Genomic DNA, 25,258 nt, shown 5'->3' on the forward strand with positions numbered 1-25,258 from the left:
GTGAGAATCTGAGCTGAGAAGTTAGCCTGCCGGCACCCGGCGCGACAGGCCAGTCTTTCGGCTAAAGCTTCACCGCCAGCCCGCTCCGGATGCTTTCGTCCGCTGCAATGCAGATCCTGAGCGACTGCACGGCGTCATTCATGTGCCGGCTCAGGTCGATATCCTCGACGATGGCGCGATATACATAGTCCTGCTCCCTGGCACAGAGCGCATCGTGGTGTGGCTCGCCCTGCATCGAAATGTACTCGTCGGCATTGGCGAAGCTCCCGTCCGTCGTGAGCGCCGCCCGGTGCACCCGAATCTGGTCGGTCCGCGTGTGCGTATCGAGATCGTCCGATTTGGCGCCCGGGTCCATGACGATCGACACCGCGCCGTTCGGCGTCATCACGTCCTTGATGAAGAAGGCGTTCTCCGAAACCATCGGTCCCCACGCCGCCTCGTACCAGCCGCGCGAGCCGTCCTCGAACAGCACTTGCAGCGCGCCGTAATTGTACATGTCCGGGGCGATCTCATCGGAGAGCCGCACCCCCATGCCGCGCACCTCGACCGGCCTCGCATCGGTGATCTGGCACATCACGTCGACATAGTGCACGCCGCAGTCGACGATCGGCGACGTCGTCTCCATCAGCGTCTTGTGCGTCTGCCAGTTGGCGCCGCTCGATTGCTGGTTGAGGTTCAAGCGGAATGCATATGGCCCCCCGAGCTTGCGCGCTTCCTCGATGAAGCGGATCCAGCTCGGGTGGTGCCTCAGGATGTAGCCCACTACCAGCTTCCGCCCATTGGCCCTGGCCGCCGCGACCACCCGCTCGGCATCGGCCACGGTCATCGCCAGCGGCTTTTCGACGAACACGTGCGCGCCCTGTTCCAGCGCCATCACCGCGTAGTCGGCATGCGTATCGGTGTAGGTGTTGATCGACACCAGGTCCGGCTTCAGCTGCCGCAGCGCCGCCTGATAGTCGGCCAGCACCTGGTAGCCAGCGAGTTCCGGCTCGAGCTTCGGGGCCCGCCGGTTCACCAGCCCGACGATCTCGAATCCCGGGTGCCGGTGATAGGCCAGCGCGTGGCTCCGCCCCATATTGCCCAGGCCCGCCACAAGTACACGAACGCTCATTCAAACTACTCCAAGTCCTGATCTCCCCGGCCAAGCCGGGCAACGTTTGGTCGGGCCTGCAATCATGCCCAGAGTCATTCCCGCGAAAGCGGGAACCTCTGTTTTCGGCGCGCGCTGCAAACCGAGATCCCCGCGTTCGCGGGGATGACCCTGCGGGCAACTCGGCGGTAGAGCCCGCTCATGTGCCCGACGAACCTGTGGCCCTGTCCAGCCTGGTATTCAGCTCGATCGCAGCGGCTTCGAGCCGCTCGGCCGAGCCCTCTGCAAACGCCGCTGGCAAGCCATAATATCGGTGCGCCTCGAGCACTTCGTAGCCGCCGAACGGATATTCGGACGCCGGCGGAATGTACCCGGGTACGCCATCGGCAAAGCTGTTGACGAAGTGCACGCGCGCCGTGTCGCCGCGCACGTTCAGCGCCGACTGCGCAAACATTTCCCCCGGCAAGAAGCTCAACCGGACCCCGGCCCAGTCGAGCACCGTCACCTTGCCGGTCCACGGCGCAGCCGGCCGCAGCGCGACGGTCCCGGCCCAGTCCGCCCAGCACTCATAGAGCGTCGCCCAGGCCGGGTCCGACTCGGCCGCCTTGGCTCGCCACTCGGCCGCCAGCACGGGCAGGGGCGCCGTCTCGTTCCGCTCGAGATCGAGCGTTACCGCTGTGGCCGTAGCGGCAACGCCGCCAGCCAACGGCCTGAGCCTTGCTGTCGAAGCGCTCGCAGCAATGCGTCGGCCCAGCCGTTCAGCCTCCGCATAGGTGCGATCTGCTGTGGGGACTGTGCTGATCGACGAATGCGGCGAGTGTCCCGTGCTGATGTCACCCGCGCAGCCGGTCAGGAACACCGCGATGATCCCTGGGGAGGCGGCCTCCAGTGCCTCGCGCACATAGTGCGGGAAGTCGGCGGTGTACTGCCGATTGTAAGCCGCCAGCACCACCGGATGGCAGGCGTGTGCTGTGAGGATGGCGATGGGCTTGCCATCGACACCGTCGATCCGCAGCACCGGCAGGGTGGGGTCGATGACCCCGCCGTCGTGCCGCCGGTTGAAGGCGATCCCGGGATTGTCGCCCAGGCCGGCCGAAAGGACTGCTGGCCGCTGCGCCGCCACGGCCCGGTCGATCGCCTCGACGCACCCGTCTTCCAGCCGCGTCAGAAAATCGGCGTCGAACGCCGTGCCACCGCGACCAGCCATGCTCACTGGTCCACCATGCGTGTGCGTGGCGATCACTGCCACCCTGTCGTCGGGTAGTGCGCAACGCGAGCGAATCCGCGCGCAGCTCTCCTCGTGCAGGCCGATCACATCGGCAACGACGATGGCCGTATCGCCCACGACAATGGCCCGCGCCGTCAGCGCATCGTGGCTACCGGTCGCCGGTTGCGTGCGGGCTGCGTAGCCGGACATCATCAGCCCGGCCGGCGGCGTGATATCGATGATCGAGGCTCCCGCCAGCAGCGGCGATGGTTCCGGCATTCCGACCACACTCCAATCGAGTTCCCACGGGTTTGGCATTAATGCCAAAAACATACCACTTGTCGAGAAGCCTCACGCATAACCGGCCGCCGGCAACCCCGCGTGGGACCGATCTCACAGCAAGTCGGGGACATCGGCGCAGAAACCGCTTGGTCAATGGTCTTTTATTGGTATTATGGGATGAATGTGGGACGATACCCGCGCCGGGCCGATTTGCCCGGTGGTTTGGTCCGGGACAGACAATTTGACCAGCGAGCTTTTCAGCGCCGAAGCCATCATCCTGCCGCAGGGTGGTCCGCTCTATCTGCAGCTGAAACGCTGGATCGAAGACGCGGTGGCGCGTGGCGCCATCAAGCCCGGCGATGCGCTTCCGTCCGAGCGTGACCTTGCCGCCAAGGTCGAGGTCTCCCGTGTCACGGTGCGCAAGGCCGTGCAGCATCTGGTGCGCGACGGCCTGCTGATTCAGCGCCATGGCTCGGGCACCTTCGTTGCCCCACAGCAGAGCCGGGTCGAGCAATCACTGAGCCAGCTCACCTCTTTCACCGAGGATATGGCGCGCCGCGGCATGGCCGTGCGCGCCATCTGGCTCGATCGGGGCATCTACGATCCATCGCCCGACGAGACGGTGATTCTGGGCCTCTCGCCGGGCGATCGCGTCGCCCGCGTGGCGCGCCTCCGCCTCTCGGGCGATATGCCGCTGGCCATCGAGCGCGCGGCTTTGTCCGCCGAGACTTTGCCGGATCCAGCTTCCGTCGGCTCGTCGCTCTATTCGCATCTCGACAAGACCGGCAACCGCCCGGTGCGTGCGATCCAGCGCATCCGCGCTGCCAATCTCGAGGAAAACGATGCCCGTCTCCTCGAGATCCCGGTAGGCGCCGCCGCGCTCCATATCGAGCGCATCGCCTACCTGCCTTCGGGCAAGGTCGTCGAATTGACCCGCTCGGTCTATCGCGGCGACACCTATGATTTTGTCGCCGAGCTCAGAGTCGGCGAAGCTGCCCGCAAATGATCGCAAACCGTGAGTGATGCCGTGACCACAGCCGCCAACGCCAGCTACATGCGCCAGGAAGTCGAGGAGACCCCGTCGGCGATCGCCCGCCTGCTTTCGGAGGGCAAGGCCGACTTCGCGGCCGCCGGCAAGGCGCTCCGCGCCGCCGACCCCACCGCCATCGTCACCATCGCACGCGGCTCCTCCGACCACGCCTCGTCGTTCCTCAAGTACTCCATCGAGCTCCTCGCCGGCGTGCCGGTCGCCTCGGTCGGCCCCTCGGTCTACTCGATCTATGGCCGCGAGCTGAAGCTCAAGGGCACTGCGGCAATCGCCATCTCGCAGTCAGGCAAAAGCCCCGACATCGTCGGCATGACGCAGTCGGCTAAAAAGAACGGCGCGCTGACCTTCGCGCTGACCAACACCCCGGACTCGCCGCTTGCCCAGGCTTCCGACCAGACCATCGCGCTCCGCTCCGGCGAGGAGAAGTCGGTGGCCGCCACCAAGACCTTCGTCGCCTCGGTCGTCGCCGGCCTCGGCCTCGTCGGAAACTGGTTGGAAGACAAGGCGCTGCTGGCCGCTCTGGAATCGCTTCCTGAGGTGCTCGAAGAGGCCGTGCACTGCGATTGGTCGCCGCTGCTCGGTGCGCTCGACAAGCACCAGTCGCTCTATGTCCTCGGTCGTGGCCCGGCGCTCGCCATCGCCAACGAGGCGGCGCTGAAGTTCAAGGAAACCTGCGGTATCCATGCCGAGGCCTACAGCGCTGCCGAGGTCATCCACGGCCCGGCCCGCATTGTCGAGCATCACTTCCCGGTGCTGGCACTCGCTGCCCGCGACGCCGCCGAAGCCTCCGTTGCCGAAGTCGCCGAACGGCTGGCCGGGCAGGGCGCTCGCGTCTTCATCACCTCGGTCAATGCCCAGAGCGCCGAACGCCTGCCGTTCGCCGCCTCCGGCCACGCCATCACCGACGCCCTGGCGCTGATCGTCAGCTTCTACGGCTTCGTCGAAGCGCTGAGCCGCCGCCGTGGCTTCGATCCGGACCGCCCGCCGCACCTCAAGAAGGTGACGGAGACCATATGACCCGAAGCACCAGTGGGGGCTGACCCCCACCCTTGATCCCTCCCCCTCAACAGGGGGAGGGAGACGACGACCTCGGTATTAGTGAGAGCGTCTCCCTCCCCCTGTTGGGGGGAGGGGACAGGAGTGGGGGTCAGCCTGCTCCGGCTCTCAAGGCTCGCACCTGCAGGAGCAAAGCACATGACTACCAAACAAGCCTTCACCGGAGCCCGCATCTTCGATGGCGCCGAATGGCACGACCACATGGCGCTGGTCGTTGCTGACGGCAAGGTTGAGGGCCTCATCGCCGCGGATTCACCCACCGATGCCATTCGCGTTCCGGCCGACGGTGCCATGATCGTTCCCGGCTTTCTGGACCTGCAGGTCAACGGCGCCGGCGGCGCGCTGCTCAACGACACGCCGACGCTCGAGGCCATCCGCACCATCTGCGCGACCCTGACCCAGTTTGGCTGCACCGCCTGCCTGCCGACCCTGATCACCGATACGGTACCCAAGAACGAGGCCGTCATCGCCGCCGGCGCCACGGCGGTGGAGCAGCACGTCCCCGGCTTCCTCGGTCTCCACCTCGAAGGCCCCCACCTCTCCATCGCCCGCAAGGGCGCCCACGATCCGGCGCTGATCCGCCCAATGGACGAAGCCGACCTGCAGCGGCTCCTCGCCGCCAAACGCGCACTCCCGACTCTCCTCATTACTGTCGCCGCCGAAACCGTTGGCCCGGAACAGATTTCCCGCCTCGCCGCGGCAGGCATCATCGTCAGCATCGGCCACTCCGATGCGAGCTACGTCCAGGTTGCAGCTGCCGCGGCAGCCGGCGCATCGATGGCCACCCACCTGTTCAACGCCCAGAGCCAGATCGGTAATCGCGAGCCGGGCGTCGTCGGTGCCGTGCTCGACCTGCCGGGCCTCGATGCCGGCCTCATTGCCGACGGCATTCACGTCCATCCGACCTCGATCGGCATCGCACTCCGCGCCAAGCGTGGCCCGGGCCAGGTTTTCCTCGTCTCCGACGCCATGTCGATCACCGGCACCGACTGGACTGAGTTCGAGCTCACCGGCCGCACCGTCTACAGGAAGGATGGCGCCCTGCGCCTCGCCGACGGCACCCTCGCCGGCGCCGACCTCGCGATGATCGACGCCATCCGCTACGTCCACCAGACCATCGGCGTGCCGCTCGACGAGGCCCTGCGCATGGCGAGCCTTTATCCGGCCCGCGCCATCCATGCCGAAGCCGACCGCGGCCACCTCAGCAAAGGCGCCCGCGGCGACTTCGCAGTCCTGAGCGACGACCTGAAGGTGCGCTCGACTTGGATTGGGGGCGAGAGGGTCTACAGCGCCTGATCAAAAACAAACCGGCCGCCCGAGGGGCGGCCCGTTCAGCGCTCTCGCATCGAATCAGAAGCCGAAGTTGAGGCCGGCCTTCAGGGTGTGAAGCTGCATCGACACATCGACGTCGGCATTCACCGGGGCACCGAAGCTGTAGGTCTCGGCTCCGAGGTCGGTATAGGCGTACTCGCCGAACACCGAGATATTGTCGGCAACGGCGATCTCGACGCCGGCACCGGCCGTCCAGCCGATATGGGTATTGCTGACCTCGACGCCGGCCGCATCGCCCGTGCCGCCGCCATAGGCGACACCGGCCTTGACGTAGGGAAGCACGCCATCGAGCGCGAGGCCGATGCGAGCAGTGGTAGAACCGAGCCAGTCAACCGTGTCGTCCGCACCGCCGCCATCTTCATTTGAAGCGATCGCCGAGAGGCTCAGGTCGGTCTGCACGCCGAACACCACCGTGTCCAGCTGCACATTATAGCCCAGTTGCACGCCGCCGAAGAAGCCGTCGACCGGCTGCTCTTCGTCGCTGGGATCGATGATGACGCCGTCAAGGAACATGGTGCCGGAACCGTACCCGATATGTGCGCCGGCATAGAAACCGGACCAATCGACCGCAGAAGTGGCGGCAATGACCGCCGGCTCCTCGATGATCAGATCGGCCGCCTGGGTAGCGCTGGAGATGGTCGCTGCGGCAACGCCGAGCAACAGAACCTGGGCAATCTTCATGCTGAAAATCCTCAAAAACATAGGAAATATAGTGGAGTCAGCATAAGTTGCGTCGACGCGACGGGTCAAGCGACGAACATACTCGCGCCGTACTTTTGCCACGCTTCGCGGCGCGGGGCAGCGAGCTTTCAGAAGCTCATCACCGACAGCCGGAATCACCCGCGGCCAATATACGGCATGGTGGTTGCCATGACCGTCATGAACTGCACATTCGCCTCGAGCGGCAGCCCGCTCATATAGAGAATCGCATCCACCACGTGCTGCACGTCGAAGGTCGGTTCCGGCTCCATCGTGCCGTTGGCCTGCAGTGACCCGGTGGTCATCCTGGCGGTCATGTCGGTGGCGGTGTTGCCGATGTCGATCTGCCCGCAGGCAATGCTGAAGGCCCGTCCATCCAGCGAGATCGCCTTGGTCAACCCGGTGATCGCGTGCTTGGTGGCGGTATAGGCGGCAGCGCCCGGCCGCGGCACGTAAGCCGAGATCGAGCCATTGTTGATGATCCGGCCACCCTGCGGCGTCTGGTCCCGCATCGCCCGGAATGCCTCGCGCGCCACATAGAATGCGCCGTTGAGGTTCACATCCACCATGCCCTGCCAGGTCCCGATATCGGTGTCGCCGAAGCTCGCCTGCGGCGCAAACCGGCCGGCATTGTTGAACACCACGTCCACACGGCCGAGCTTCGCCTTCAGGTCGGTGAAGTAGCGGTGCACGGCTGCGGGGTCGGTGACATCGCAAACCCCACTATACTGCGCCGAACTCAGCCGCGCCGTCTCCTTGAGCTCGACCTCGCGTCGCCCCAGAATCGCCACGCGATACCCGGCCTTGCCCAGCCCGATTGCCGTTGCGCGCCCGATACCCGAGGTCGCGCCGGTCACCACCGCCACCTTGCCGTCTGTCATTTTCCGCTTTCCCGCCCTTTGTTGCCGTCATATGGACGAGGACTTGCGGCATAGGCAAGGCAGCCATTAGCAAGAGACGCATGTCCCCTTCCCGTCGAGTTCCCCCCAAGCAACCGCAAGGCCGGACGGTGGAGAGCCTACTGCAGCGCGGCATCGAGCTTCACCAGGCTGGGCGCGGAACAGAGGCAGCAGGCCTGTACCAGCAGATTCTGCGCCTCGACGGCGGCCACCCTGCAGCCAACCACCTGTTCGGGCTCACGCTGATGCAGCAGGGAGAACCGACCGCCGCCATCCGTCACATCGCCGTGGCGCTCAAGACCGAGCCCTCCAACCCGCAATACCTCGCCAATATGGGGGTGGCGCTGAGCAGCGCCGGTCGCAACGACGAAGCGGTGGAAGTGCTGCAACGCGCCGTGGCCATTCAGCCGGCATCGGCGGAAACCTATTCGAATCTCGGCATGGCCAACCGCTCACTGGGGCGGTTCAACGAGGCCGCCGATGCCTATCGGCATGCTGCCGAGATTAGGCCGGCCGAGCCTGCCTTCCACTTCAGGCTGGCCAGCATGCTCCGTCAGGCCGGGGATCATTTCGCGGCGGAAGCATCCTATCGCAAGGCGATCGAGCTGCGGCCCAGCTATGCCGAGGCCTATGATCGGCTCGCCTTCATGCTGATCGATCAAGGACGCGCGGCGGAGGCGCTGGAGCTGCTCGACAGGGGACTGGCTGTCCTTCCCGAAGAGGCCACCCTTCACATGCAACGCGCGCGCTCACTCTATGCGGGTGGCGCGATAAACGAGGCGATCGCCGGGTTCGACCGCGCCCTCACCCTGCGGCCGACTTATGGCGAGGCACACCTGCAGCGCGCCACCTCGGTGCGCCACCGGGCGGGCGATCGCGCAGTCGCGGCAATGGAGGGCGTGTTCCGGTCAGAGCATGTCGATACCGTCGACCGGATCTTTGCCGGCTTTGCCTTGGGCAAGGCTCTGGCCGACATTGGAGATCATTCCGGATCCATCGCCGCATTCATCGACGCGAACCGCATGCAGCGGCAACGCGTCACCTTCTCGCTGAACCGCGAGGCCGACCTCCTGAAGTCGGAGCTGGAGCGCTTTCGTGATGCTGATGAGATGCTGCTGAGCGGCGCCTCGTCAGCGGCGAACCCGGTCTTCATCGTTGGCCTGCCGCGGTCAGGCAAAAGCACGCTGGAACTGATCCTCGCCTCACATCCGGCTTTCGCGGGCGCTGGAGAGCTGCCGACCATGGGCAGGCTGGTGCGGGAACTGCTTCTGGAAACCGGCGGGCTCCCATTGTCGGCGATACCGGCCAATCGTTTCGCTGCGCTTGGACGCGCCTACATGGAAGAAGCTCAGCGGCTGATTCCCGACGGCAAGCGCGTCATCGACACCATGCCATCGAACTATCACTACCTGGGCTTCATCCGCCTCGCCCTGCCCAATGCCCGGATCATTCACTGCGTGCGGCCGCCCGCCGAGCATCGCGTCGCCATATTCGAGAAGTTCCTCACCGGCGCCGGGTTCGAGTACTCGAACGAGCTGGGCGAGCTGCGCGGCTACCATTCGGCGTATTCGCAGCTGATGAGCGATTGGCACACGCGCTTCCCGGGGTTTATTCGCGACCTCGACGTCGGTGCCCTGATGTCCGATCGGCGGGCCCCGATGGCGAGCTTGCTGCAGTTCCTGGGGGCCGATTGGGATGAGGCGTGCGTTGCGCCGGCCCAATCGGAGCCGCAGCAGGGGGACAGGTCGAGCGCCGAGCGCGCCGCCAATCACTCGGCCCACATGGCTGCATGGCGGCAGCTTCACCCGGAACTCTGGACCTGAGTCCGGCGGCGCGGATGCCCCGGCTGGGATCGATTCCGGCCGGCGCGGTCGCAAGTATTAACGGCCCGTTTCCAAACCTGTGCCGAATTTGCAACAGCCGGTCTGCAACCACCTTGGCGCTGCCGCAATTCAGCCATTCTACGATTGCGCCTCCCGAACTCCTGCGTAGAGTGGGTCTTGCGAATCCATGCATGGGATCGTTTGTCGGTCGCAAACGCGACGGCAACACACACAAAAGTGTGGTCGCGTTTCGACAAGCCGCCGGGCAACTGGCAAAACGAATGACTGACTTTGGAGGTCAATAATGAAAATCAGGAGCCTTCTTCTGGGTTCTGTGGCGGCAGCGGGTCTCTCGACCGGCGGCGCTTTCGCGGCCGATCTCGGCGTTCTGACGTCGCTTGACGTTTGCGACGCTCTGGGCCTGTCGGGTCTGACGATCTCGTCCGACACCAACTGCCTGCAGATCACCGGCGAAGTGAAGTACAAGTTCACCTGGGGCGATTTCACCAACGAGTCGTTCGGCGTTGCGACCCCGGCTGACGGTGGCGTCCAGTGGATCGGTGGCGGCCATGGCGCTCTGCCGGGCACCGACGACAACCTGGACTGGCGTTCGCGTTTCGACGCTTGGATCAAGTTCGTTGCGACTGCCGACTCCGATTTCGGCCCGGCCAAGGCTGTTCTGAAGCTGAAGCAGGTGACTGACGCTCGTGTTGATAACGAGGGTGTCCGTTACTACGGTGGCTCCACCACCGGCGATGAGGGCACGATTGCCGGCCTTCCGGTCAATGGTCCTGGCTCGGTCGTCCTCGACGAAGCTTACGTCTCGATCGGCGACTCGACCGTGATCATGGCGGGCAAGAAGGGCTCGATCATGAACAAGGGCGACGACGAACCCCTGACGTGGCTTGACCTCTTCAACTCGGAAGACGTTGATCGCGGTGTTAGCTGGGGCCCGCTTGCGGGTACCGATGGCCTCGACGACGGCGGCATGGTCATCCAGGTCACCTCTGATCTGGGCAATGGTTTTACGATCAGCGCCGGCCTTGAGAAGCTTGACAATCAGCAGGCTAACCTGCTCGTCCCCGCTTCTAGTCTCCATGGTGCCGGTACTGCCGTCGGCGTGATTGCTTACGCTGGTGAAGGCATTTCGGCTCACATCACCGGCGCTGCCGCTGGCGTGCTCGATGGTGAAGTCGAAGCTTGGGGCGTGCATGCTGGCTTTGCCGGCACGTTCGACAACTTCAAGGTCGTGTTGGCGGGTGCATTCGGTCACTCCGAAGACCAGATCTTGATCGGGACCGATCACGACTACTGGAACGTCCTTGCTTCGGCCTCGGCCACCTTCGACATGTTCACCATCGCTGGTGCGGTCGAGGCTGTTGACGACGGTACCGACACCGATCTCGGTGCTGGTGCTTCCGTTAGCTTCGCGGTCACCGAAGGCGTGACCGTCAATGTTGGCGGCCGTTGGTACCAGCAGAACATCGCCGGCCTCGGCGATGCATGGCAGGTTGCGGCGGGCGTTTCGGCTGCCGTCACCGAGTCGATCACCGTCACCGGCGAACTCGGCTACGTCGACAACGGCTCCGACGACCTGATCTACGGTTCGGCCAAGCTGGCTTGGGCTCCGGGCGGTGGTTACACCTCCTCGATCAAGGGCACGGTTACCTCCGAGACCAACAGCGCGGACGTTGGCTACAAGCTCGAGACCGAGTTCAAGAAGACCTTCGAGTAAGCCTTACGGCCCAATCGGATTGGAAAGGCCCGGCGTCAGCCGGGCCTTTCTGTTTATGCGGGCTGTTCACAGAGTTGTCAGGCTTCGTTCATTTGGCCGCATTTATCGGTTCATGCTGACATTCTGAAATTGTCAGTGGCGTTGACGCACTTCTCCGATTCAGTGTTTGGCGCTATGGCTCGTCGTCGGCATGGCGTCGGCAGAGTTCTTGTTTCGGGGGCGGCATGAGCGGCATCTTCCTGCGCTGGGGTGTACCAGCCTTCGTCACGGTCATCGGCGGCACCGTCGCCGCCGTGGCGACGAGCGGAAGCGCCATCCCGCCGGATCTTGCGAGCCGCACCAGCGCCGTTATCGACGGTCCCGAGTTCGAGTGGGCGAAGCTCAGTTTCGACATGCGTGATGCCACGATCACCGGCACCGCCACCACGCAATCGATGATCGACGAGGCTGTTGCGAAGGTCGCAGCCGTGCACGGCGTTCGCAGCGTGACCTCGAAAGTGGTGCTCGCCGAACATGTCAGTCCGTTCCCGTTCATCGCCACCGTCGAGGGCGGCGTGCTCACGCTCTCCGGCGGCCTTCCCGACGAGGAAGCGCGCGCCGAGATCCTCGACATCGCCGGGGAGGGGGCGCGCGACGAGACGCGGCTGATGTCCGGGGCGCCGAACCGGGCGAACTGGCTTGCCGCCGTCGACTATGCGCTGGGCTATGCCAGGCAACTCGATGAGGGCGAAGTCGCCCTTGCCGACCTCAATCTGACCATCTCGGGACGAGCCAAATCGCCTGATGCCTACGCCTCGCTCGCCGGCATCGGCGCGGCGGCCGTTCCTGCCGCTGTCACGGTGGCTTACCGCGAAGTGCAGCCCGCGTTGGTCTCGCCGTTCGAATGGCGCGCCGAGTACGACGGGCGGAAACTGAGTCTCTCCGGCGCCACACCCAGCGAGGTGCTGATTGCCGAACTTGAGGCACTTGCGCCCGCTGGAACGAGCGTCTCGACCAGCCTCGTCCTCGCATCGGGCGCACCCACCGAGTTTGCTGCATCCGCCAAGCTGCTGCTAGAAAATCTCCTTAAGTTGGAGAGCGGTAGCGCAACAATCTCTGATAAGACTTCAACCCTGGCCGGATCCCCGGCTGACGCCGCTGCAGCCGAATCTGTCCGTGTCGCGATGACGCCGTCGGCCGCCGCCGTGACGCTCGGGCCGCCGCTCGTCGGTGAGTACTGGTTGAGCGCCGAGCGAGGCGCGAACGGGATCGTCCTCGACGGTTTCGTCCCCGATGCGGCGCTCCGCGATCGTCTCGAGGCGCTCGACAATGTCGATGCCGCCGGACTCGAGCTTGGCCGTGGCGCGCCGGAGCGCTTCGAATCCGGTATTGATTTCGTGCTCGAGGCGCTGCGCCGGATGAGCGAGGGCCACGCCACCATCCAGGGAACGGTGATCACCGTCGACGGGCGCGCCGCCACGGTGGCTGACTTCGCTGCCATCGAGACGCGCTTGGAGCTTGGTGCACCGCAGGGGCTCATTCTCGCCAGCACGACGGTGAAGCCGCCCTTGGCGACGCCTTTCACCTTTGCCGCCGAGAAGACCGCCACTGGCCAGTTCTCGCTCTCGGGCTACGTGCCCGGCGCGGCAGTGCGCAAGGCGCTGGTTGCAGGGCTGCCGGCGGTCGCAAGCGACACCACCGTCATCGCCGACGGCAACCCGGCAGATTTCGAAGCGGCTGCGATCAAGGCGCTCGGGGTGCTGCAGCTGCTCGATAGCGGCAAGGTCAGCTATGACGGCGCCAGCTGGAGCCTCAATGGTGCGGTTGACACGCCGCAGGAAGCCTTCGCCGCTGAATCCGCTTTCGCCGCCACCGGTTTGCGGACCGCCGGCTGGACCTACAGCGTCAGCCTGCCGGGCGCCGCCGAAACGGCAGCGCTGCCGGTTGTTGATCCCTATGTCTGGCGGGCGCAGAAGTCTGCCAATGGCAGGATTGCCTTCACCGGCTTCCTGCCGACGGAACAGTTGAAGCGCTACCTCGCAGGGCATGCCGGCGCCAACGTCGTCGATGGAACCGCTCTCGGCGCCGGGGCGCCCGAAGGCTTCATCCCGGCGGCCATCGGCGGTCTCGATGCACTTCTGGGGCTCGACGAAGGCACGCTGGCGCTCTCGGCTGGAAGCTGGTCGCTGACCGGGAAGCTGCCGACCACAACCGGCCGCTACGAGCTCGAAACCGCCCTGCGCACCGCAACCGACACCTCCGCCTGGCATGTCGCCATCCAGGCCGGCGATGCGGCGCCCGTCGTCACGCCGTTCGTCTGGTCGGCGGTAAGGGCCGCTGATGGGAGCTTCGCACTCTCCGGCTATGTGCCCACCGAGGAGGTTCGCCGCTTTGCAGCGGTGCGCGCCGGCAAGGTCAGCAGCGACACCACGCTGGTCGGCTCGGGCGAGCCGCAGGGCTTCATCGCCGACTCGCTGGCCGGCCTCGATGCATTGCTGAAGCTCGAAAGCGGTGAGGTGAAATACGACGGCAAAGCCTGGTCCATCGCCGGCCAGCCGCTCACCCCAGCCGACGCCGACGCCGCGCGCGCGGCAGTCGCGACGGCGTCGGATGGCGGCGCGGCGTGGATTGAAGCCTTGGCCGAGCCGACACAGGCCGCGCCAGAGCCCGCACCCGTTACGGTGGAAACGGCCGAACCGGCCACAACCGAGGACGTGCCTGCTGAGCCGGCGGCATTGGAGCCGGAACCCGGGACAGCCGCGACGGAGCCAGCCGAAGAAGCGGGGCCGGCAGCCGAGGCCACTCCCGCAGTTGAGGCGCCTCCCGCAGCCGAGACCGCGCCCGCTGAGCAGGAGGTCGCGGTGGTCGAACCGCAGCCGGCGGTTGAGCCTCAGCCTGAGCCAGCAACACCGGTGGTCCGCAACTATCTATTCGATGCCAAGAAGTCGCTCGGCGGTCCGATCACGTTCTCGGGCGCGGTGCCCGCAGAGCCGATGCGGCGGCATCTGGCGGTCATCGCCGGTGGCGAGCCGGCGGAGGCCCTGACCATCAGCCCCGACCTGCCTGACGATTTCGTCACCAATGCCGATGCCGGCAGCCGTGCGCTGGCCTTGCTGGCGGATGGCGAGTTCGGGCTCGATGGCGACCGCTGGGTGTTCTCCGGCCGGGCTGAGACCGAGGAGGCCAAGCAGGCGGCGCTCACCGCGCTGGCAGCGGTTCCGACGCTAGATCAGTGGGACACCAGCGTCACGTTGCTGCCGCCGCTGGATGTCTGCCGCGACAAAGTGACGGCGTTTGCGGCCCGCAACGCTATCGTCTTCCAGTCCGGCAGCGCCCGGATCGCCGATGAATCGGTTCCGGCGATCGACGAGTTGGCTGGCTACCTGGGGCTATGCCCTGAAGCGACGGTCAACGTCGAAGGACACACCGACGCCGACGGCGAGGATGAGGCCAACCTGGCCCTGTCGGTGTCGCGCGCCGAGGCTGTCGTCGATGCGCTGATCCTGCGCGGCATCGGACCCGAGCGGCTCTATGCCATCGGCTATGGCGAGAGCCTGCCAGTCGCCAGCAACGAGACGCGCGCAGGCAAGCAGGCCAACCGCCGCATCGTCTTTACCCTCGCCGACGAGTAGCGAACGCATATGACCCTGGATTCTCTGATCTATCTGCTCGAGGTCTACTGGCCGTTCGTTCTGGCTGCGGGAGCAATCGGTCTCGTTACCGGCTGGCTCTCCGTTCGCGCTCGGAAGGGTTGAGGTCTCAGATGCTGAACCCTGCGCACATCCTCGAAATCGCGCTGCTTTTGCTGGTGGCGTTCCTCTCCGGCGCAGTTGTTGGCGCGCTCGCCCGTCTGGCGGCCTCTCGCCTGATGCCGACCAAAGCGCCGGCGTCGTCGCCGGTCGCGGTTGTCGAGCCGGCAAAGCCGGAAGGGGCCTCAGCCTTGGTCGCGGCCCCGGTCATTAGCGAAGTGGTGAAAACACCAACACCGGTCGCGCCGGCCGACGTCCCGGCCCTCGATTTCACCGAAGCGCTGCTGGCGCTGGCGGGCGACAAGCCGGGTAGCCCCGCGAGCAAGATCCAGATGCCGAGTATTGCGCCGCTGCCCGCGGTTGCCGTGACCAAAACGGCCGAGCCAATGCGGCCGGCCCGAGTGGCAGGGGAGACCACGTCGGGCCACGTCGTGGCGCATCCGCGCAGCTCCGCCGTGCCGGTTCGCGTCGTCACGCTGGAGGGGGCCAGCGCCGAAGTCATTCCGTTCCCGCTCGAAAAGCTTGCCGTAGAAAGTCTGGAGCCGGCGGCCGTCGTTGCTGCGGTCCCCATGCCGGCGGCTGAACCAGCCTCTCCCGTTGTGGCCGGGCCGCCGGCGGTGAAGTCCGAGCCGGTCGTCGAGGTGGAGGTCGCGCCTCCCGTCGAAGCAGAGGCACAGCCCGATGCAGCGACGGCGGTCGAGGCAGAGACGGCTGCTTCCCTCGAGCTCCCTGCCGCTGACGCCGAGGCGGACGCTGCTGCGGCGAACGCGCCCCTTGAACAGCCGCCTGCCGCGGTTGCTGAGATCGCCCAGCCGGCGGCGTCGCCGTTGCTGGAAGAGGTGGCCGTCGCACCGGAACCCATCACCCCGGCCGCGCCCGAGACCAGCGCCGAAGATGATGAGGCCGCTGCCATGCGGGCCATTGAGGGCAACTGGTCGCCGCGTCGCGCTGCATCGCCGCGGACCCGCAGGGTGGACCTGCCGGAAGTTTCAGCCGAGGCTATCGTTGTGGACTCGCTTGCCGCCGTCACGTCCGCCACCGAGGCCGCCAACCCGGGGGCGACGGCCGAGCTCGTCGAGGCTCCCGGCAGGCCCGTGGGTATTGCCGCGCCGCGGCTTGGCGTGAAGGACGATCTCACGCACGTCATCGGCATCCTGCCGATCATTGAGACGGCGCTGAACCGGCTTGGCCTCTATCACTTCGATCAGATCGCCGAACTGACCGACGACAATGCCGGCTGGATCGAGAACCATCTCGGCATCGCCGGTCGGATCGCGCGGGAGCACTGGCGGGAGCAGGCGCGCGGGCTTGCCCCGGCGACGGTCGAGACGAAGAAGGCGGCGGGCCAGCAGTAGAGAGGGTTCAGGCGGCCTTGGCGCGCCGCTTCACCAGCTTGCGCACGAACTCGGCGATCGGGCCGACATCCTCCGGGGTGTTGAGCAGGGCAGGGGATCCCGAGCCCTCGATCACGTAGCCCTCGGCGTCGCGGCGCCGGCGCAGCATTTCCTCGAACGTTTCGCGCCGCACCTGTTCGGTGAGCTGCGTCCGCATCAGCAGCAGTGGGGCACTGGCCAGCGCATCATAGAGCTGCCATTGCGGCACCAGGATATCGTCGTGCTCAAACGACTCGAGCAAGCCGGTGAGGTGCGGATCGAACAAGGCGCGGACACGGTTGCGCTTGTCGAGGAAGTGGGTGCGGGCCGCCAGCACATCGAGCAGCCCCTCTGTCGCCGCCGGGTAGTCCGGCGCCAGCATCCGGCGCGCCATGGTCCGAAAGCCCGCTTCGGAGCGGTTGCCCTCGAGGTCCCGAAGGTTGTTGCGCAGGCGGACCAGGCCGCGCGGATCGGAGACCGGCCCGGCATCGATGAGCACTGCGCCGGTCAAGAGGTTCGGCCGCTCGGCAGCCAATGCCATCACCACCTGGCCGCCATAACCCTGTCCGACGAAGATGCCGCCATCAACAGCCAGCGCCGCCAGCACCTGGACCAGCTCCAGCGCATCGACGGTCGAGATGTAGCGCGATTTGTCGGTGCGATCCGACGAACGGCCGCGGCCTTTCAGGTCGACCAGGACGATCGGCCAGTCGTCGCCGTAAACGCGGTGGAAGTGGTTCGCGAAGTCGGCGAAATCCGACATGTTGCGCTGGTAGCCGGGCACGCAGACCAGGGGAATGCGCCCGACGGCCAGCCGACCGGAGATGTGGACCGCGACCTGTTCGTCCGCCGGCCCGACAGTGTAGCGGGTCACCGGCAGAGTGGCGAAACTGCGATGATCATCGGGCGACAGACGCGGGCGGGAGAACATCATCGAGCAATAGCAGAATTTGCGGCCGTCCCAACTGTCGGCCCGCGAACTATCCCGGGATCTTTCTGAGCGCCTCGCCGATGCTCAGGTCGTCTTTGCCCAGGCGGGCCCGGTAGACGAGATAGTTGCCCAGCACCCGCTTCACATAGGTCCGCGTCTCCTGGACGGGGATCAGTTCCACCCACACGACCGGGTCGATCGCATCGGAGCGCGGGTCGCCAAACGTGTTCACCCACTTGCGGGCGTTGCCGGCGCCGGCATTGTAGGCGGCGGCGGCGAGCAGCAGCGAGCCGTCGAAGCGTTCAAGCTGCGCCTTGAGATAGGTCGAGCCGAGCAGCGCGTTATACTCGCCGTCGCTGGTCAGCCGGCTGGCCGAGTACTTCACGCCGAGCTTGCCGGCGGTTTCCTTGGCGGTTGCCGGCATCAGCTGCATCAGGCCGCGCGCGCCGGCGGACGAGATGGCGTCGACCTGGAAGCGGCTCTCCTGCCGGGTGATGGCGTAGATCGCGGCCTGGTCCATCGAGGCCAGCTTGGTGCTGGGCAGGCCGTCCTTGGGGAAATTGAACAGGTCGAGCGGCGTGCCGCGCTTTTCCGCCGTGTCGGCGATGGCGATGGCGAGATGGTGTGCATCGAGCGTCTGGGCGAGCTTCGCCGACAGCAGCAGATCGGCGCCATCGGTAAAGCTCTCGGCAAAACTGCGGAGCAGGGGGACCGCCAGTTCCTTGTGGCCATTGTCGGCGAGGAGCCGCACCGCGCGCACCGGTTCCCGGCTCTCGAAGCCGGCCTCGGCCTGTTTCCAGGCGGGCATATCGCGCAGTTCAGCCGACGGCTTGCCAAGCGCCGAGCGGGCCAACTGACCGTAGTAGATGGTGCCGAACGCCGCGGCCTTGCTGAACGCCTCGGCGGCGCCGGCTTCGTCACCGAGCGCCTGCCGGGCCCGGCCGAGCCAGTAGTTCGCCTGGGTGACCGAGTCGGGGAGGGTCGAATGCTTGGTCATTTCCTCGAAATGCGGGGCCGCTGCCTTGGCGTCCTTCAGAAACGCCAGCGCGATCCAGCCGGCATGGAAATGCGCCTCGACCAGTCGGCCATCCGGTCCTTCCCGATAACCGTCGGCTGCGCGATAGGCGCGCTTGACTTCGCCCAGCGCCAGCAACTGGCGCGCCAGGGTGCGGCGCTCGTACCAGAACTCGGCGGCATCAACTGGCTCGCCCTTGGCCTTGTCCAGCCAGTTGATGGCGTCGTCCCAGAGTTCGAACTGCCGGGCACGCTGGGCGCGGCTGAACTGGTAGACCGAGTTGGTGCGCATCGACGGATCGACCGCGTCGAGCAGCTTCTTGGCGTTTTTGGTGTTGCGCGACACCGCGTTGCGGGCCAGCGCCAGCGATTTCTGCGCCGGCGTCATGTACTGCATCAGCCGTTCAACGCCGGTGGCGCGATCATGCATCATCAGGTGCATGGCGCGAGCCCAATGGGCGTCACGATCGAGCAGGCTGCCGAGCCGGCTGAGCACCTTGGCTTCGGTGGCTTTGTCGAGGAAGTTCTCGGTCCAGATGGCGCGGGCGATGCGCGCGGCACGTTCCGTCTGACCGCTACCGACATAGGCTTCGGCCAGTGCAATCTGCGCCGCCAGGGTGTTTGGCATGGCGCCGCCAAGCGCTTTGATCAGCGTCGCGCCGTCGGCCTTTTCCTTGGTCAGCGCCTCTTCGAGGCGGGTCCTGAATACGGGGCTCGTGGCGAAATCGGGCGCGTCGGCGATGAACCTCTGCACCGAGGCAGCCGGCACTTCGCCGTTGCCGTAGAAGATAGCGGCCCACTGGATCGCATGGCGTTCGGCGGTGTCGGCGATGCCGCTGGCCAGCGCATAGGCATCTGCCTGCTTGCCGTCGGCGAGCAGATCGAGCGCCTCCTTGAAAGTAGCCGAGGCGGCCTTCGCATCGACGACCGGCGCCTTGATCGGGATCGAACCGGTGGTCACGGGATCGAGCAGCGAAGCCTCGACGGCGGGCGTCAGCGGTGGCCGGGTGACCGGCGTCACCACATCGGCAGTTGCGGTATCGTTGGCACGCGACAACAGGATCGGCAGCGTTGCAGCGCCGAGTACACCCAAGCCAACAATTCCAGTGGCGATCAGGCGGCGCGCGCCCCTCGCAACAACCATGGTAACCGTCCTGTTGGTCCGCAATAGGAAGTCCAACAAGGTGCCCCCACCCTTGCAGCGTCCCAAGGTTGCACGGCGCGCGTGAACGTTTGGTTAGCCACTCGGTCCTTGTGGGTGTGCGTCGCGCCCTCTATCGACAGCTTGCTTGTCGCGCCGCACGAGAGAAACTATGGTGCGCGACTATGGCCCCCCGATGATCGGGATGTGGCCACATTTTGGCCATACGGCCCACCAACCACAGCCGCGACCGCCAAGGGGCGGCGCCCATACGACGAGGAACTGACCCGAAATGTTGCGAGGTTCGATCACAGCGCTCATCACTCCGTTCGCGAACGGGGCGCTGGATGAGAAAGCCTTCAGCAACTTCGTCGATTGGCAGATCAACGAGGGCTCGCACGGTCTGGTGCCGGTCGGCACCACCGGCGAAAGCCCGACGGTCAGCCACGAAGAGCACCGCCGCGTCATCGAAATCTGCGTCGAGGTGACTGCCAAGCGCGTGCCGGTGATCGCCGGGGCCGGTTCGAACTCGACCGCTGAGGCGGTATCGCTGGCGCGCTTTGCCGAAGAAGTCGGCGCCGACGCCGTGCTGTCGGTGGTGCCCTACTACAACAAGCCGACCCAGGAGGGGATGTTCCAGCACTTCTCCGCCGTGGCCTCGGCGACGGCGCTGCCGATCCTCCTCTATTCCGTGCCGGGCCGCACCGTGGTCGACCTCTCTGTCGACACCATCGTGCGCCTCAAGGAGGCGCATCCGAACATCCTTGGCGTCAAGGATGCGACGGCCAACATGGAGCGGACCAGCGCGCAGCGAATGCGACTGGGCGCCGACTTCGTTCTGCTCTCGGGCGAGGATGTGACGGCGCTCGGCTTCAACGCCCACGGCGGTCACGGTTGTATTTCCGTAACCTCCAACGTCGCGCCGCGTCTCAGCGCGCTGTTCCAGAACGCCTGCCAGCAGGGCAATTTCGCCGAAGCGCTGGCCCTCCAGGACAAGCTGTTCCCGCTGCACAAGGCGCTGTTCCTCGAGAACAATCCCGGCGGCGTCAAATACGCCGCAGCGAGGCTCGGGCTCTGCCGCAACGAGTTCCGCCTGCCGGTGGTGCCGGTGTCCAAGGACAACGAGAAGGCCATCGACGCGGCCTTGTCGCATGCGGGCCTGCTGCCCAACTAAGTGAGCGAGCAGCGAGTTGGGAGTGGCCAATGCGGCTGCTCCTGTTCGCCACTCGCTATTGGCTCGGAAGATCATGGCTAAGACACCCAACAAACCGGCGATGATCGTCACCGGCCCGATCGCGGAGAACCGCCGGGCCCGGTACGATTACGAGATCATCGACACGCTCGAGGCCGGCATCGTTCTGACCGGCACCGAGGTGAAATCGCTGCGCACCGGCAAGGCCCAGATCACCGAGGCCTATGCCTCGCCGGAACGTGGCGAACTGTGGCTGATCAACGCGCATATTCCGGAATACCTGCAGGCCAACCGCTTCAACCATGAAGAGAAGCGCCCGCGTAAGCTGTTGGTCAAAAAGAAGGAACTGGCGCGCCTCAGCCAGGACGTCGAGCGTGCCGGCAACACCATCGTGCCGATGAAGCTCTATTTCAACGAGCAGGGCCGAGCCAAGCTGCTCATCGGCGTCGGCAAGGGCAAGAAGAGTTTCGACAAGCGCGAAACCGAGCGCAACCGCGACTGGAACCGCGACAAATCCCGGATCATGAAAGAAGGCGGGCGCGGGTAGGGCCGATTAGCCCGAACCACGCGCCGCCTCTGTCATTGGGCGCTACTTCAGCGCTTCGCTGAAGAACTTTGCGAACGAGCCCTCAACCAGTGCACTGACCTCAGGCTGATCGCTGTAGAAGCCGTAGCCGTGGTCGGCTTCGGGGACGAGCACGATCGAGGCGGCGGGGTAGGCGGCGATGACGGCTTCGTTCTCGGCCGGCTTGATCACCACGTCCTTGTCGCCATGCACCACCAGCATAGCGCCCTTGTAGGCGCTGATGGCTTCGAGCGGCTTGGAAGCCAGCAATTCGTCGAACCACTGCTTGCTCAGCTTCTGCTGCTGCCCGAACATCGTCGTGTAATCGGCATAGCCCTTGTCGCTGGAAGCTTCGGCATAGAGCCGCTCGTACTCGGCTTCCGATCCGCCCGCGAAGAACAGCAGCAGATCCTTGCCCGGATTGGCTGATGGGGCGAGCAGGCCCATCGCCTTGTATGGATTGCCTTCGGTCTGGCCGACGGTCAGTGCGATGCGGCCGCCCATGCTGTAGCCAAGGATGCCGAGGCGAGCAGGATCGGCCGGGAAGTTCTGCAGCAGGTAGGCGAGGCTGGCGTTCGAGTCCGAGATCATGTTGCTGAGGTAGCCCTCGGTGAACGGCTCCTTGCTGTCGCCGCTGCCGGGGAAATCCATGCGGATCGTGAGGATGCCAGCATCGGCCAGCGCCTTGGCCAGGCGGGTGAAGCCGCCGCCTTCCTGCCGGCCGCCGCCGTGGCCGTGATTCATCACCACTGCGGGGAAGGGCCCCGCGCCATCCGGTACGACAACGGTGGCAGGGACGGCGCGGGCACCGTTCATCACGGTGACCTCGCTCACCGTCTCCGCCTGCGCCATCGTTGCGGCCACAAGGGCGAACGAGGCAATCAACATCGTCATTCCGGTCTTCACGACTTGCATAGGCGCTTCCCTTTGAAGGTACTGAGAAAAATCCGACTGACGAGCGTGTCACCGGCTCTCCCGGAGTGTCAACGGCGACCTTGGCCCACTCCAGCGCTCAATCGCATCCGCCTTCAGGGCTTGTCCTTGCCCTTGCCTTTGCCGGGGTTGCCCTGTTCGGTTGGGCCCTCATCGCCTTCCCCGCCATTACCAAGGCCATTATTGCCCTTCGCCTCGGTCGGGGGAGGCGGCGGTGGCGACAGCGGCACTGGAACGATGGGCGGTGGATCGGTCACGGCGAGGCGCTGAGCCGTCTCGCGCTCGATCTGCACCGGCGCGATGCATTGCGCAGGGCGGGTAACGCGGAAGTCGCGAAGCAACCGCGACTGCGAGGCGACATAGGGGAAGGCGCCGGCCACCTTGAGCCGCTCGGCCTCGCGCGTCACGATGTCGGCCTCGCGCTTTGAGACCAGTTGCGCCACGCCGCAGCGCTCGCTGAGCGTCACGCACTTTCCCCTTACCGGGCAGAGGATGACCGCGCCGTGGAACAGCACGACGTTGGTCTGCCCCGTCCGCCCCTCGACAGTGAAGTCGAACTCGGTGCCGCGGATGCCGATCGTGCCGGTGGGCGTGGCGATCCTGTAGGCGTTCTTGTCGCCGTTACCGGTGATGAAGCGGAAGGTGCCGGCCAGCGCGTTGATCGCGAACTTCTCCGGCGTCCCGTCATTGCGCATCAGGTAGCGCTCGATCACGAGGCTCGAGCCACGGCCGATAACGAGGCGGGTCTGGTCGGAGAACACGACCTGCACCTCGCCATTGAGGCCGGTGACCACGGTCTCGCCTTCGCGCAGCTCGGAACCCTTGAGCAGGCTGACCCGCGCCTGGCCGAAACCGCCCGTCGCTTCCGGCCGGACCTCGGCGACCTGGCCAAGTGAATCCGCTGCATTGGCATCCGCCGTCAGCAGTGCGACCAGCAGTGCGAAGAAAATCCCAAGACGCGGCATGACCGTGGACCTCAGTCCCTGTCTGTTCGCGTATTAAGACTTTGTTTACGTGCGAGTTCAACTGTCGATTTCGTGAGCACGACAGACGGCGGCGCCGTTGCTCTTGGCAGGATGCGGCGTCTACGCGGTAATCGCCCGCGCCGCACGCCCCACGACGTCCTCGAACATCGCAGTGGTCAACACGCCCGTGTTCGTGTTGTAGCGCGAGCAGTGGTAGCTATCGAACAGCGTTGCGCCGCTCGAAAGCTGGTGCTCGACGCCGTGGCCGAAGGCGAATTTCGAGCGTTTCTCGCCCAGCGTCGTTAGCAGCGAATCGTGCGCGATGCGACCGAGCGCCAGGAAGGCACGGGGACGGTGATGCGCGATAGCCGCGCCGAGGAAGGGCCGGCAGGTCTTGATCTCGTCGCCGGTCGGCTTGTTTTGCGGCGGAACGCACCGCACCGCATTGGCGATCAGCACGTCCTGCAACTCGAGCCCATCATCCGGCCGCTGCTGGTAGTGCCCCGTGGCGAGACCGAACTTTTCGAGCGTGGCGTAGAGCAGGTCGCCGGCATAATCGCCGGTGAACGGCCGGCCGGTGCGGTTGGCCCCCTTCAAGCCTGGCGCAAGGCCGACGATCATCAGCCCGGGGTGTTCGTCGCCCCAGGTGGGCACCGGCCCGTTGAAGTAGTCCGGATAGGCGCGCTGGTTGTCGTGGCGGAACGCCACGAGGCGAGGGCAGCGCGGGCAATCGTGCGGCGGGTTGGTCTCAGGCAATGGCAACCGTCAGGGCTGGAGCGGCGTTCAGGAAAAGTTGCAGACTTTTCCGGTTCGAACGCGCGACAATCAAGCGATTCCAGCATTTCTCGTCTCGATAAACGAGAAATGCTGGGGGACTCAGCTTCCCTTAGGGTCCACGGTCGCCATGGTGCGGTCAACCGGCGCGCTTCGTTCCACCTGCGGCGATGTGCGGTCGACCGGCGGGGTACGGCCGACGATCTTGGCGAGATCAGCGACGTCCATGAAGAAGTCCGCCTGCCGGCGCAGGTCGTCGGCGATCATCGGAGTCGGCGTGGTGAGCGTCGAGACGACCGTGACGCGCTTGCCCTTGCGCTGCAGCGCCGCCACCAGCGCGGTGAAATCGCCGTCGCCGGAGAACAGCACCAAGTGATCGTAATACTGGCTCATCTCGAGGGCATCGACGGTGAGCTCGATATCCATATTGCCCTTGATCTTCCGGCGTCCGGAAGCGTCGGTGAACTCCTTGGCGGGCTTGGTAACGACGGTGAAGCCGTTATAGTCGAGCCAATCGATCAGGGGCCGGATCGAGGAGTATTCCTGGTCCTCGACCAGGGCGGTGTAGTAGTAGGCGCGCAGCAAGTACGACTTGGACTGAAACTCTGCGAGCAGCCGGCGATAGTCGATGTCGACGCCGATGGCCTTGCTGGTCGCATAGAGATTCGCGCCATCGATGAAGAGAACTATCTTCTCGCGCGGATCAATTGACATGCCTGTTCTCCTGACCGGGGCGGCCGGCCTCTCAGGCTGCCCGGCATAAACTATCGTTGGCTTACCGCTAGGATCGAAGGGTAGCCCATTTAAGGCGTGGTCCGCTCCCTAAGTTCGGAATACGCGCTTAATCCCGGGAATTTGCAATCCCCATAAATTCGGAGCCACTCAGTCGGGATTCGCCCCCGCGGCCCAAGCCATTGTTCCGTCACACGAAACAAAAACTGCGTAGGCGTCATATCCCTGTGGTAAAAACACGCTGTTGTGTCCCGAGACTGAAAACCTTGTGCCCACCGACCCGGTCGTGTATGAGGGCCGCTTGATCCCACAACAACCTGGAGACGTACGTGGCCCGCGTCACCGTCGAAGACTGCATTGAGAAGGTTGAGAACCGTTTCGACCTCGTGCTGATGTCAGCGCACCGCGCTCGCATGATCTCGGCTGGTTCGTCCATCACCGTCGATCGCGACAACGACAAGAACCCGGTCGTGGCGCTGCGCGAAATTGGCGATGGCACCATCTCCCCCGAAGACCTGCGCGAGGACCTGATTCACTCGCTGCAGAAATACGTCGAGGTCGACGAGCCCGAAAAGCACGCCGCTCCGCTGCTCGATGCCAACGCCGACGAAGACAGCGATACCTTCGACACCATCAGCGAAGACGAACTGCTGCGCGGTATCGAATCCCTGGCTCCGCCGGAGCGCCGGGACGACTAAGCTCCGATTGATCGGCGGCTGATCTCGCATATATAGTCTTG

At 65.4% G+C, this 25,258-nt stretch carries 20 protein-coding genes; 10 read left to right on the forward strand and 10 right to left on the reverse strand.

The annotated features are described in order from the left end of the window. Positions 1 to 61: 61 nt before the first annotated feature. Both ASC89_RS11605 and ASC89_RS11610 read right to left on the reverse strand, forming a co-directional pair. Positions 62 to 1,111, reverse strand: a complete 1,050-nt coding sequence (locus tag ASC89_RS11605) for a Gfo/Idh/MocA family protein (protein ID WP_055997798.1) — start codon at positions 1,109 to 1,111, stop codon at positions 62 to 64. A gap of 178 nt (positions 1,112 to 1,289) precedes the next feature. After that, positions 1,290 to 2,576, reverse strand: coding sequence for a neutral/alkaline non-lysosomal ceramidase N-terminal domain-containing protein (locus ASC89_RS11610; protein ID WP_055997801.1), 1,287 nt, complete (start codon positions 2,574 to 2,576; stop codon positions 1,290 to 1,292). 244 nt (positions 2,577 to 2,820) lie between these two features. Here ASC89_RS11610 and ASC89_RS11615 point away from each other — a divergent pair, with 244 nt between their 5' ends. From ASC89_RS11615 to nagA, 3 genes are all read left to right on the forward strand, one after another. Further along, positions 2,821 to 3,585, forward strand: coding sequence for a GntR family transcriptional regulator (locus tag ASC89_RS11615; protein WP_055879013.1), 765 nt, complete (start codon positions 2,821 to 2,823; stop codon positions 3,583 to 3,585). Positions 3,586 to 3,633: 48 nt separating this feature from the next. Next, positions 3,634 to 4,644: an SIS domain-containing protein gene (locus ASC89_RS11620; RefSeq protein WP_055998053.1), complete on the forward strand. Its 1,011-nt coding sequence runs from the start codon at positions 3,634 to 3,636 to the stop codon at positions 4,642 to 4,644. 177 nt (positions 4,645 to 4,821) lie between these two features. Next, a complete protein-coding gene (gene nagA, locus ASC89_RS11625; protein WP_055997804.1) occupies positions 4,822 to 5,979 on the forward strand; it encodes an N-acetylglucosamine-6-phosphate deacetylase in 1,158 nt (385 codons plus the stop codon). 54 nt (positions 5,980 to 6,033) lie between these two features. On the opposite strand, the gene ASC89_RS11630 is transcribed toward nagA, so the two are convergent. Beyond that, entirely contained in the window at positions 6,034 to 6,696 is a 663-nt protein-coding gene (locus ASC89_RS11630; protein WP_055997807.1) for an outer membrane protein, read from the reverse strand. A gap of 155 nt (positions 6,697 to 6,851) precedes the next feature. Beyond that, on the reverse strand, positions 6,852 to 7,595 hold the full coding sequence (locus ASC89_RS11635; RefSeq protein WP_055879008.1) for an SDR family oxidoreductase: 744 nt from the start codon (positions 7,593 to 7,595) through the stop codon (positions 6,852 to 6,854). Between the two features lie 128 nt (positions 7,596 to 7,723). On the opposite strand from ASC89_RS11635, the gene ASC89_RS11640 reads away from it, so the two are divergent. The 4 genes from ASC89_RS11640 (at position 7,724) to ASC89_RS11655 (ending at position 16,254) form a co-directional block, all read left to right on the forward strand. Next, on the forward strand, positions 7,724 to 9,436 hold the full coding sequence (locus ASC89_RS11640) for a sulfotransferase (RefSeq protein WP_055997810.1): 1,713 nt from the start codon (positions 7,724 to 7,726) through the stop codon (positions 9,434 to 9,436). A gap of 304 nt (positions 9,437 to 9,740) precedes the next feature. After that, positions 9,741 to 11,171 carry a hypothetical protein gene (locus ASC89_RS11645; RefSeq protein ID WP_156384583.1) on the forward strand — a complete coding sequence of 477 codons (1,431 nt, stop codon included), beginning with the start codon at positions 9,741 to 9,743 and terminating at the stop codon, positions 11,169 to 11,171. A gap of 224 nt (positions 11,172 to 11,395) precedes the next feature. After that, positions 11,396 to 14,782, forward strand: coding sequence for an OmpA family protein (locus tag ASC89_RS11650; RefSeq protein WP_055997815.1), 3,387 nt, complete (start codon positions 11,396 to 11,398; stop codon positions 14,780 to 14,782). A 131-nt stretch (positions 14,783 to 14,913) separates the two neighbouring features. Continuing rightward, positions 14,914 to 16,254, forward strand: a complete 1,341-nt coding sequence (locus ASC89_RS11655) for a hypothetical protein (protein ID WP_055878998.1) — start codon at positions 14,914 to 14,916, stop codon at positions 16,252 to 16,254. A gap of 7 nt (positions 16,255 to 16,261) precedes the next feature. Here ASC89_RS11655 and ASC89_RS11660 read toward each other — a convergent pair whose 3' ends face one another. Then, on the reverse strand, positions 16,262 to 17,206 hold the full coding sequence (locus tag ASC89_RS11660) for an alpha/beta fold hydrolase (protein ID WP_055997818.1): 945 nt from the start codon (positions 17,204 to 17,206) through the stop codon (positions 16,262 to 16,264). Positions 17,207 to 17,252: 46 nt separating this feature from the next. Next, positions 17,253 to 19,310: a lytic transglycosylase domain-containing protein gene (locus ASC89_RS11665; protein WP_055878992.1), complete on the reverse strand. Its 2,058-nt coding sequence runs from the start codon at positions 19,308 to 19,310 to the stop codon at positions 17,253 to 17,255. Between the two features lie 340 nt (positions 19,311 to 19,650). On the opposite strand from ASC89_RS11665, the gene dapA reads away from it, so the two are divergent. Together dapA and smpB are read left to right on the forward strand one after the other, a co-directional pair. Then, complete coding sequence (gene dapA / locus ASC89_RS11670; RefSeq protein WP_055997821.1) at positions 19,651 to 20,532, forward strand: 4-hydroxy-tetrahydrodipicolinate synthase; 882 nt, start codon at positions 19,651 to 19,653, stop codon at positions 20,530 to 20,532. A gap of 100 nt (positions 20,533 to 20,632) precedes the next feature. Beyond that, the gene (gene smpB / locus ASC89_RS11675) at positions 20,633 to 21,097 is read left to right on the forward strand and encodes an SsrA-binding protein SmpB (RefSeq protein WP_055878984.1); all 465 of its coding nucleotides are present in this window, start codon (positions 20,633 to 20,635) and stop codon (positions 21,095 to 21,097) included. Between the two features lie 42 nt (positions 21,098 to 21,139). Here the strand turns inward: smpB and ASC89_RS11680 are convergent, their stop codons facing one another. The 4 genes from ASC89_RS11680 to ASC89_RS11695 all read right to left on the reverse strand — a co-directional run bounded on the left by ASC89_RS11680 (position 21,140) and on the right by ASC89_RS11695 (position 24,501). Continuing rightward, positions 21,140 to 22,009, reverse strand: coding sequence for a S9 family peptidase (locus ASC89_RS11680; protein WP_162247933.1), 870 nt, complete (start codon positions 22,007 to 22,009; stop codon positions 21,140 to 21,142). A gap of 134 nt (positions 22,010 to 22,143) precedes the next feature. Continuing rightward, on the reverse strand, positions 22,144 to 23,013 hold the full coding sequence (locus ASC89_RS11685; protein WP_055997824.1) for a FecR domain-containing protein: 870 nt from the start codon (positions 23,011 to 23,013) through the stop codon (positions 22,144 to 22,146). A gap of 120 nt (positions 23,014 to 23,133) precedes the next feature. After that, positions 23,134 to 23,769 (reverse strand): uracil-DNA glycosylase, encoded by a 636-nt coding sequence (locus tag ASC89_RS11690; protein ID WP_244488442.1) that lies wholly within the window; start codon positions 23,767 to 23,769, stop codon positions 23,134 to 23,136. 120 nt (positions 23,770 to 23,889) lie between these two features. Next, positions 23,890 to 24,501: an NYN domain-containing protein gene (locus tag ASC89_RS11695; protein WP_055878975.1), complete on the reverse strand. Its 612-nt coding sequence runs from the start codon at positions 24,499 to 24,501 to the stop codon at positions 23,890 to 23,892. Between the two features lie 347 nt (positions 24,502 to 24,848). Here ASC89_RS11695 and rpoZ point away from each other — a divergent pair, with 347 nt between their 5' ends. Continuing rightward, positions 24,849 to 25,217, forward strand: coding sequence for a DNA-directed RNA polymerase subunit omega (rpoZ, locus tag ASC89_RS11700; RefSeq protein WP_055878973.1), 369 nt, complete (start codon positions 24,849 to 24,851; stop codon positions 25,215 to 25,217). Positions 25,218 to 25,258 lie beyond the last annotated feature (41 nt).

Source organism: Devosia sp. Root413D1, assembly GCF_001425235.1.
GTDB lineage: Bacteria > Pseudomonadota > Alphaproteobacteria > Rhizobiales > Devosiaceae > Devosia_A.

Coding starts and splice junctions, on each gene's coding strand:
- dapA (WP_055997821.1), top strand. CDS start 19,651: ATGTTGCGAGGTTCGATCACAGCGCTCATCACTCCGTTCGCGAACGGG.
- nagA (WP_055997804.1), top strand. CDS start 4,822: ATGACTACCAAACAAGCCTTCACCGGAGCCCGCATCTTCGATGGCGCC.
- ASC89_RS11610 (WP_055997801.1), bottom strand. CDS start 2,576: ATGCCGGAACCATCGCCGCTGCTGGCGGGAGCCTCGATCATCGATATC.
- ASC89_RS11650 (WP_055997815.1), top strand. CDS start 11,396: ATGAGCGGCATCTTCCTGCGCTGGGGTGTACCAGCCTTCGTCACGGTC.
- smpB (WP_055878984.1), top strand. CDS start 20,633: ATGATCGTCACCGGCCCGATCGCGGAGAACCGCCGGGCCCGGTACGAT.
- ASC89_RS11620 (WP_055998053.1), top strand. CDS start 3,634: ATGCGCCAGGAAGTCGAGGAGACCCCGTCGGCGATCGCCCGCCTGCTT.
- ASC89_RS11655 (WP_055878998.1), top strand. CDS start 14,914: ATGCTGAACCCTGCGCACATCCTCGAAATCGCGCTGCTTTTGCTGGTG.
- ASC89_RS11685 (WP_055997824.1), bottom strand. CDS start 23,013: ATGCCGCGTCTTGGGATTTTCTTCGCACTGCTGGTCGCACTGCTGACG.
- ASC89_RS11645 (WP_156384583.1), top strand. CDS start 9,741: ATGAAAATCAGGAGCCTTCTTCTGGGTTCTGTGGCGGCAGCGGGTCTC.
- ASC89_RS11605 (WP_055997798.1), bottom strand. CDS start 1,111: ATGAGCGTTCGTGTACTTGTGGCGGGCCTGGGCAATATGGGGCGGAGC.
- ASC89_RS11680 (WP_162247933.1), bottom strand. CDS start 22,009: ATGACGATGTTGATTGCCTCGTTCGCCCTTGTGGCCGCAACGATGGCG.
- ASC89_RS11635 (WP_055879008.1), bottom strand. CDS start 7,595: ATGACAGACGGCAAGGTGGCGGTGGTGACCGGCGCGACCTCGGGTATC.
- ASC89_RS11630 (WP_055997807.1), bottom strand. CDS start 6,696: ATGAAGATTGCCCAGGTTCTGTTGCTCGGCGTTGCCGCAGCGACCATC.
- ASC89_RS11660 (WP_055997818.1), bottom strand. CDS start 17,206: ATGATGTTCTCCCGCCCGCGTCTGTCGCCCGATGATCATCGCAGTTTC.
- ASC89_RS11695 (WP_055878975.1), bottom strand. CDS start 24,501: ATGTCAATTGATCCGCGCGAGAAGATAGTTCTCTTCATCGATGGCGCG.